Source organism: Candidatus Similichlamydia epinepheli (assembly GCF_003056015.1).
Genome location: NZ_PPEU01000082.1, coordinates 1 through 3215 on the forward strand (window position 1 = coordinate 1; position 3215 = coordinate 3215).

The window sequence follows — 3215 nt, forward strand, 5'->3', positions numbered from 1 at the left end:
CACCCATCCCTTTTGCCATTCCAGATAATCTTTCTTTCTCTCCTTTAGCCTATCAAATTTCTTTACCTGATGGTCGATGGATTCATGATCCATATGCTTTTCCTATTTGTTTTTCCGATTTTGATGCCTATTTATTTGGGAAAGGAGTGCACTATGAACTTTTTGAAAAGTTAGGTGCCCATTTATGCTGTTTAGATGGAGTTTCTGGTGTACTTTTTTCCGTTTGGGCACCTCGAGCAAACAGTGTATCTGTTTTAGGAGACTTTTCTCTTTGGGAGTCTGGTGTCTTTCCAATGTGTCGTCATGAATCAGGTATTTGGAGTCTTTTTATTCCTGGTTTAAAAGATGGTGAGAGATACAAATTTGCTATTCATCAAGCAGACCAAGTCACACTAAAAAGTGACCCATTTGGTTTTCAATTTGAGATGAGACCGGCCACAGCATCTATCATTAACAATCAGTGGAAAAGCTATTCTTGGAATGATCAAGAGTGGATGCAGAAACGAAAAGAAAATTCCCGAGAACGGCCTCTTGCTGTTTACGAAGTACATTTGGGTTCTTGGAAGCGCTCCTCAGGACAATTTTTGTCCTACGAAAAGCTAGCATCAGAATTGGGTAAGTATGTACGTCGATTGGGCATGACTCATATTGAATTGTTACCTATTTCGGAACATCCTCTTGATGAGTCGTGGGGTTATCAGACAACTGGTTACTTTGCTCCGACGAGTCGCTTTGGAACGATTCAAGATTTTCAGCAATTTGTTGATACATTGCATCAGTTGGGCATTGGTGTGATCCTTGATTGGGTTCCAGCTCACTTTGGCCCAGATGAGCATGGGCTTTGTAAGTTTGATGGATTTCCTCTTTTTGAAGATGGTGATCCTTTACGACAAATTCATCCACATTGGGGTACGCTTCAATTCGATTATGGTCGTCATGAAGTGTCGAACTTTCTTTTGGCAAGTGCTCTTTTTTGGTTGAATGTTCTGCATGTTGATGGTTTGCGAGTGGATGCTGTTTCTTCCATGCTGTACCGAGATTATGGACGTGAAGATGGTCATTGGAGTCCCAATCGATATGGTGGCAAAGAAAATCTAGAAAGCATGGAATTTCTTAAACATCTCAATTCGATTGTTCATTTACGTGCGCCAGGAGCATTAACTTTTGCCGAAGAGTCAACCGATTGGTCACGCATGACTTGGTCTCTTGAAAAGCATGGATTTGGATTTGATTTTAAGTGGCAAATGGGATGGGTGCACGACACATTACAATATTTTGGTCTCGATCCTTATTTTCGTGGTTCCAAAAAAAGATGGGGGCAACAATGTTGGCCCTTCAACAAGGCTATAGAATGGGCTTCCTCGCTCAATGGCCTCAGCAAAACAAGGCTCTCCCGGTGGTTTAATGTTCAAATCGATCAAAACAAAAAATGTCCCCTTCTTTGAAAACGAATGGAACTGGTTCCGATCCAACAACATAATACATACCGGGCCCTCCTCCTTTTCTGGTAGTTCGAAAGCCACGCACCCCTTTAGGAAAAAGAAAAAAACAAATTATTGATTGATGAATCGTTAACACAAAGCGCCTGATCTTTCGTCTTGACCACATCAAACTACATGAACCAAACCCAAGGGGCAAATTACGCAACCTACCAGCTATAGACCATTGAGGAAGAGCGGGCAAAAGAGAAATCACTTGATCTTGTTTACAAATGATCGAGTTCAAGGCAGACTTACCAAAATAAGAAAGAATTTGTAATGGGCTACCTTCACCACGGAAAAAAGAGGGATTGCCATAAAATCTTTTCTCTTCCCAACTCGGAACGAATGTAGAAGAAAAATGACGTCTCCATGCTTTAAGAAAAGAGGCATCAAGAAGTTCCTGAGATGACACTGTACAATCTACACCAGATGATGTGATTTGTGGAGGCACAAGTAACGAAAGGGCATACAAACAAGGAAGTAAATCAGCTGGATTTCCTCCTCGATCGAGAGAATGAAAACATTTTTTCTTGTGAGAGCCAAATGAAAGTTTTGGAAGTAGATCCATCATTTTTTCAGGCTTTCGACAAGGCTTATATGTCCCATGCAAATCAAATTCGATCGCATCGCCTTTCTTCACATCAATATGATTTCCTGAAGTGCTATCCATAGAAAAAGTTTGGCCACGCAAGAATGAGAAAACAAAATGATATGGGTCACAACCAATCCGAAGAGAGAAAACAGTCACTGTTGTAACCATCTGTAGTGTCACAGTAATACATTGACGATCCCAATCACATTGTACAAAGAAACGCTCAATATCGTGTGACAATCGAAGATGCCATGTATCAACTTTTCTTTCTTCCCGATTGCTCCAATCGAAAAAACAAAGACATGTTGGAAAAATTTGTACTACCCAAAAAGTAGAAGGAATCCAATAGGTAGAGCCCACTTCTTCACTAACAGAAGAATAAGACAGAAAAACAGGGACAGAGAAAGCTATCATGCAAATGATCAAAAGAAAATAAAGCGGTTCATGTTGAGAAGAACCTAGAAATAAGGCAAGCGACAAGATTTGATCATTGTAAAAAAGATATTTTATGATAGTCAAGAGAGGAACTGCCTCTCTCCTTACTTCATTGCTCCGAATCTTGGCGACAATGATTCGCTCTGTTAAACTGCAATCGGCCACTGCTGGGGTGCATAGCTCAGTGGTTAGAGCATCTGCCTTACAAGCAGAGGGTCACAGGTTCAAATCCTGTTGCACCCATCTAGGCGACCCAGTTAATGTTTTTTTGCAGAGGCAACGGGATAGATTTCATTTTTCAACCGAATTGTGATCGTTTGTGCGGGAGTAGTTCAATTGGTTAGAGCGCTGGCCTGTCACGCCGGAGGTTGCGGGTTCGAGCCCCGTCTCTCGCGAGTGATCACGTCTTGTGTGCCTCTTTCCATTCTCTCAATCTAGATAGTTTAGGAGAATGTAGAGTATGGTTACCTGTTTTGAGAAGGGTGGCACACTTGTGAAAATTTTATCCCGCCTCTCTTCCTATTTTATTATTGCCACGGGAGCGTTGCTCACAGCATTCGCTCTTCATTTCTTTTTGATTCCTAATCAGTTGATTGATGGTGGAACTGTTGGGCTTGCAATTTTAATCACACAAGTCTTCGAAGCTCCTTCGAAGCTTCCGCTAGCAGTTTTAATTCTATCTTCTCCTTTTGTTTTTTTGGCCCAAA

The 3215-nt window shown here is 41.3% G+C and carries 3 protein-coding genes and 2 tRNA genes; 4 read left to right on the forward strand and 1 reads right to left on the reverse strand.

The window, feature by feature from the left end:
* Positions 1–1445, forward strand: a 1445-nt coding sequence (gene glgB / locus GCCT14_RS04150; protein WP_108624356.1) for a 1,4-alpha-glucan branching enzyme, incomplete at its 5' end; no start/stop codon positions are given.
* Here glgB and GCCT14_RS04155 read toward each other — a convergent pair.
* On the reverse strand, positions 1402–2673 hold the full coding sequence (locus GCCT14_RS04155; RefSeq protein ID WP_108624357.1) for a hypothetical protein: 1272 nt from the start codon (positions 2671–2673) through the stop codon (positions 1402–1404). The genes glgB and GCCT14_RS04155 overlap by 44 nt on opposite strands.
* 5 nt (positions 2674–2678) lie before the next feature.
* Between GCCT14_RS04155 and GCCT14_RS04160 the strand changes: the two genes are divergently transcribed.
* The 3 genes from GCCT14_RS04160 to GCCT14_RS04170 all read left to right on the forward strand — a co-directional run.
* A tRNA-Val gene (locus tag GCCT14_RS04160) sits at positions 2679–2751 on the forward strand.
* A gap of 78 nt (positions 2752–2829) precedes the next feature.
* Positions 2830–2903 (forward strand) — tRNA-Asp (locus GCCT14_RS04165).
* Between the two features lie 65 nt (positions 2904–2968).
* Positions 2969–3215, forward strand: a 247-nt coding sequence (locus GCCT14_RS04170) for a YitT family protein (protein WP_192875503.1), incomplete at its 3' end; no start/stop codon positions are given.